This is a genomic window from Campylobacter sp. IFREMER_LSEM_CL2090, from assembly GCF_025771865.1.
Lineage (GTDB): Bacteria > Campylobacterota > Campylobacteria > Campylobacterales > Campylobacteraceae > Campylobacter_D > Campylobacter_D lari_D.
On sequence record NZ_JAKMRA010000018.1, the window covers coordinates 1 to 5,970 of the forward strand.

Here is a 5,970-nt window from a genome sequence, read left to right on the forward strand (position 1 = left end):
GCAAGCTTTACTTATCCTATTATAGATTATATTATCTTTTTAGATTCTGATGATTATTGGGAATTAAACTGTATAGAAGAATGTGTACCTAGAATGAATGGGGTTGATGTGGTGTGGTTTGATTATAGGCCTTTATATGATAAAGTCAAAAGAAAACATATTAGCCAAATGACTTATTTTGACTATAAAAATGAGATTATCATCACGCCTAAAGAATGGCTAGAGAAGGCTAGAGAAAAAAAACTTTTTTATTTTTGGTTTGCTTGGCAAGGTATGATTAATTTTAATTTTTTAAAAAATATAAATTTAAAATTTATTAATGGAATTTTTGCGGAAGATTGTCATTTTGGAGTGTTATTATTTGCATTAAGTAAAAATATTTATATATTTCCAAAGCAAATATATGTTTATCGCTTAAGAGAGTTAAGCTCTATGAATTTTACTAATAAAAAATGGGTAATATATCCTAATTCACATCTAAAAAAAATAGATGTTTTTGAGAATTCAAATATGACTAGGCTGTATTATGAAAGTGCAAGCTGGATGCAAATCGCATTAGATTTTATTAAATTAATTAATTCTAATCATTATTTAAGTGAAGATATAAAAACACATTTTTTACCAGTGGTTTGTAATAAGGCTTTGACTTTAAAAAAGCTTGATAAAGATCCACTATGTTTAAAAAAATATACTAAAAATTTAAAAATATATATACAAAATCAACCCTTAGGGGCAGTTGATAGAGTGAAAGAATATCTTTCATATAAACTTGCAAAAGAACTCTCTAGAAAAAAAGGCATATTAAAATTAACTCTACCTTTTAGTGTTATTAGAGTATCTTTACAACATCAAAAAGACGCCATAGAATACAAAAAAAGTATTAAAAGAGATGTTTTAAATAAAAGATTGCCATTAGAATTTTACAGAGATTATCAGCAGGCTTTGAGCTTAAAAAACCAAAAATTAATTCAATCGTTGCACGGTATTGGACTAAAGATTATGTTTTTTAAAGGTTAAATTATGATTTTAAATTCTAAAAAATTAAGAAAGCTTAGAACTAATCCGAAACTATTCTTTAAAGATGCTATAGAAAAAAAAGTTTTCCAATTAAGCAATGTATATAAAAAATACCTTCCTAAAAAACACAAAGGCTTTACTCAATACACAATAATCTCAGCTGTATATAATGTAGAAAAATATTTAGATGATTATTTTAATTCTATCATTAATCAAAGACTTGATTTTAAAAAAAATATTTTTATGATATTAGTAGATGATGGTTCTACTGATAATTCTGCAAATATTATTAAAAAATATCAAAAAAAATATCCAAAAAACATCGTTTATCTTTATAAGGAAAATGGTGGACAAGCTAGTGCTAGAAATTTAGGCTTAAAGTATATACAAGAAAATAATTATAAAACCCCTTGGGTTACTTTTACTGACCCAGATGATTTTTTAGATAGAAATTATTTTTATGAAGTAGATAAATTTTTATCAATTCACCAAGATGATGATATTTGTATGGTAGGATGTAATATAATATTTTATTATGAAAAGCAAAAATTATATAAAGATAATCATCCATTAAATTTTAAATTTAAAAATGGTATACAAATTAAAGAAAATCATAATCTTGATAATTTCATACAACTGTCTGCTGCAAGCTGCTTTATGAATATCACATTTTTAAATAATTTAATATTTGATGAGAAATTAAAACCAAATTTTGAAGATGCTAAATTTATAAACGAGTATTTGCTAGAAAATATTGATTTAAAAAGTGCTTTTTTACCAAAAGCAAAATATTTTTATAGAAAAAGGAAAGAAGGAAATTCCACTTTAGATAATTCTAATAAACTTTCTAATTTATATTTATTAGTTTCACGGAGAGGTTGCTTAAAACTTCTGCAAAAAAATAAATTTTATAACATTTTTATTCAAAATATTTGTTTATATCATTTTATTTGGCAAATTAAATTTCTCGTTAATTCTCCTGAAAAATTATCTTTTATGAGTGAAAATGAAAAACAGAGATATTTAGAATTACTAGATAAAAATTTTTCTTATATAGATAAAAATACAATAATGGAATTTAATTTAGCTGGTTGTTGGTTTTTTCATAAAGTAGGAATTCTAAATTGCTTTAAAAATGAAAAACTACCATTTCAAATAGCTTATATAGAAGATTATGATCCTTACAAAGAGCAAATTTTAATTACTTACTATACTGGGGATGATAAAGATATAGAAAGAATTCTTGTAGATGAAGAAGAAGTGTATGTAGATTATAAAAAGATTGTTAAATATGATTTTTTATATAGGGTCTTTTGCTACCAAAAAAGGTTATGGGTTTATATACCAAAAAATGCTAAAGATAAATTAGAGATATGGATTAATGACAAGCAAAGTATGGTTGATAAATATGACAAATATTTTTTAGATGTCAAAAATATTAGAAAAGAATTTCAAAAAAGACTACCAAAGAGTAATATTTGGCTTTTAATGGATAGAGACTACGAAGCAGATGATAATGCAGAACATTTATACAGATATATTATGCAAAATCATCCTGAGCAAGAAATAGTTTTTGCATTAAGAAAAGAAAGCTCAGATTGGGAAAGATTAGAAAAAGAAGGATTTAATTTAGTAGAATTTGGAAGTTTTAAATTTGAAAGGATTATAAAAAAAGCCTCTAAAGTCATTAGTTCTCATTCTGATAATTATTTGATGAAGTATATTACACCTAGACAGCAATTTATTTTTTTGCAGCATGGGGTAATAAAAGATGATCTTTCCAAATGGCTTAATTCTAAGAAGGTAAATTTATTTATAACTTCAACAAAAGCTGAGTACGATTCTATAGCAAATAATTATAACCGTTATAAATTTGGAAAAAAAGAAATGGTTTTAACAGGTCTTGCAAGACATGATGTTTTACTAAAAAATAATAAATCTGATACTAAACAAATTCTTATTATGCCAACATGGAGAGCAGGTATAGTTGGCAATATTACAAATTCTAGCAAAAGAGATTTAAAAGAAAATCTCAAGCAAAGTGAATATTTTCAAAAATGGAATTCTTTGTTGAATAATGATAGTCTAAAAAAACTATGTGAGTTGTATTCTTATGCTATAGTTTTTAATCCACATCCTAATATTATTCCATATTTAAAAGAATTTAATCTCCTATCTCATGTAAAGATAGCAAATCAAGATGAAAGTTTACAGGTGTTATTTTGTAATTCTTCTTTGATGATAACAGATTATTCTAGCGTAGCTTTTGAGATGGCCTATTTAAATAAGCCAGTAATTTATTATCAGTTTGATAAAGAGGAATTTTTTACTTCTCATACATATCAAAAAGGTTATTTTAGCTATGAAAAAAATGGTTTTGGGTCAGTTCTTGAGAATGAAGAAAATCTACTGAAAGAACTTGAAATTTTATTGAAAAATAATTGCAAACCTTTTGGTATTTATAAAGACAATATTGATTTAACTTTTGTTTTTAAAGATGGTAAATGTTGTGAGAGAAATTATTTGGCGGTAAAACATGATAGATAGTAAAGTGATTTGGACTTTCTGGGAGCCTAGAGAGAAAATGCCAGCTTACATAAAACTTTGTATAGAAACTTGGAAAAATTTTTTTCCAAATTATAAGGTTGTTTTATTGGACTATTCAAATCTATATGATTTTTTACCGAAAAATTTTTATGACAAAAGTTTATGTGAAAATTTTTCTCTTCCAAAGCAAGCAGATGCTATTAGGGCGGCGATACTGTATTTACATGGCGGAGTGTGGCTTGATGCTGATACAATTATTACATCTTCAAAGATTAAGTATTTTTTTGAGAGTCCTAGTAATTTTTCTATTTTTTCAAGACATATAGGTGCGCTTAGGGCCAAAAAAGGTTCAATTGTTTGCAAGAATTGGGCTATAGAGTGCCAAAAAAGAATATTGGAATATAATAAAGTTAAAACAGCAAAGGGTGATTTGAAGGAATATGAAGTTTATTACTATCTTGGAAATGGTCCTTTAAATATAAATATTGAAAAATATAGGAATAATAGGGATGAAATATTGATATTTGATAGAATTGAATATAAAGTCATTATGGAGGCATATTGGAAGATAAACAATAAAGGTCAAGAAGAAAATGTGATGATAAATTATAGAAAATTTTATTTTTTAAATGACTATGGTAATTTTGTTTTAGAAAACGAAAATGGGTTGTTGATGTTGCACAATAGTTGGACACCAGAAACCTATAAAAAATTAAATATTGAAAATTTTTTGTTTTGTAAAAATACACTATCTAGCATTTTTATCAAAATTTTAAATTTAGATTTTTGTAAAATGTATTTAAACATAAGAGAGAAAACACAATTGAAAAATTTAGAATTTAATCTACTATCCTTCCAAACCAAATATGGTACAGCAAAACAAAGAATTCAAAATCAACTCTCCTATAAACTAGGTCAAGCTATGATAGTAAATTCAAAATCTGTACTAGGTTATATAAGAATGCCTTTTGTATTATCTTATATAAAAGATAAACACAAACAAGAACAAAAAATCTATCAAGAAAAAATAAAAAAAGATCCTTCTTTGAAACTACCTCCTTTAGAATCTTATCCTGATTATAAAGAAGCTTTAAAACTTAAAAATCATCTTTCTTATAAACTAGGACAAGCTCTTATACAAGCTAATAAAACTTGGTATAAGGGTGGATATGTTAAGATGTGGTTTGAGATAAAAAATATAATACATGAAAGGCCCTGATGAAAATTTGTGTTGTTGGGATTGGTTATGTTGGTTTAGCAAATGCATTAATGTTGTGTAAAAACTACGAAGTTACTATGTTGGATATTGATTCTTCTAGGGTTGATAAAATTAATCAAAGACAATCTCCTATAAAAGATCAAATGATTGAGGAATATCTTGCAGATACTAATAATTTGATTTATGCTACATTAGATAAAGAAAATGCGTATAGTGGTTGTGATTATATTATTATTGCAACACCTACAAATTATAATGAAAATACGCAATGTTTTGATACAAAAAGCATTGAAAAGGTTATGGATGATATTGTAAAATTTAATAAAAATGCTGTAGTTATTATTAAAAGTACAATCCCTATAGGCTATACAAGGTTCTTAAAGACAATTTTTTCAGTTAAAGATATTATATTCTGCCCTGAATTTTTAAGAGAAGGTAGTGCTTTATATGATAATTTATATCCAAGTAGAATTATCATTGGTAGTAAAGAAAGAGACGCAAGTAAAATTGCAGAAATTTTTACTAGTTCTGTGTCAAAAAAAGATGTTCCTGTGCTATTTATGAATTCAGAAGAGGCTGAAAGTGTTAAACTTTTTTCAAATACATATCTTGCAATGAGAGTTGGATTTTTTAATGAGTTGGATATGTTTGCTCAAAAAAATAATTTAAATACACAAGATGTAATATCAGGCGTTTGTGCAGATCCAAGGATTGGCAATTATTACAACAATCCTAGTTTTGGCTATGGGGGTTATTGTCTTCCCAAAGATAGCAAACAGTTGCTATCAAATTTTAAAGACATTCCAAATGCATTAATTCAGGCCATAGTTCAAACAAATGATTTAAGAAAAAAATTTATTATACAGGAAATTTTATCTAAAGAGGTAGATACTGTAGGATTTTATCGCTTGATTATGAAACATGAATCGGATAATTTTAGAAATTCGGTAATGTTGGATTTGATAGATGAAATACAAAAATATAAAAAAATTTTTATATATGAGCCTTTAATAAGTGATGTTTGTTATAATGGTTATATAGTTGAGAATAATTTTAATGACTTTATTAATAAATCTGAATTAATCGTTGTCAATAGAATGGACAAACAGCTTTTACCTTATAAAGATAAAATTTATACAAGTGACATATATACAAGTGACATATAGAAAGGTTTAAAAATGCAAACT

4 protein-coding genes are annotated in these 5,970 nt (G+C 25.7%); all 4 read left to right on the top strand.

Annotated features, from left to right (window positions below):
• Positions 1 to 1,017, top strand: a 1,017-nt coding sequence (locus L8V85_RS08095; protein ID WP_263737804.1) for a glycosyltransferase, incomplete at its 5' end; no start/stop codon positions are given.
• A 3-nt stretch (positions 1,018 to 1,020) separates the two neighbouring features.
• A complete protein-coding gene (locus tag L8V85_RS08100; protein ID WP_263668171.1) occupies positions 1,021 to 3,564 on the top strand; it encodes a bifunctional glycosyltransferase family 2 protein/CDP-glycerol:glycerophosphate glycerophosphotransferase in 2,544 nt (847 codons plus the stop codon).
• Positions 3,554 to 4,783 (top strand): capsular polysaccharide synthesis protein, encoded by a 1,230-nt coding sequence (locus tag L8V85_RS08105; protein ID WP_263737805.1) that lies wholly within the window; start codon positions 3,554 to 3,556, stop codon positions 4,781 to 4,783. The genes L8V85_RS08100 and L8V85_RS08105 overlap by 11 nt, the downstream gene beginning before the upstream one ends.
• Positions 4,783 to 5,949: a nucleotide sugar dehydrogenase gene (locus L8V85_RS08110; RefSeq protein ID WP_263737806.1), complete on the top strand. Its 1,167-nt coding sequence runs from the start codon at positions 4,783 to 4,785 to the stop codon at positions 5,947 to 5,949. Before L8V85_RS08105 ends, L8V85_RS08110 begins: the two co-directional genes overlap by 1 nt.
• Positions 5,950 to 5,970: the final 21 nt, after the last annotated feature.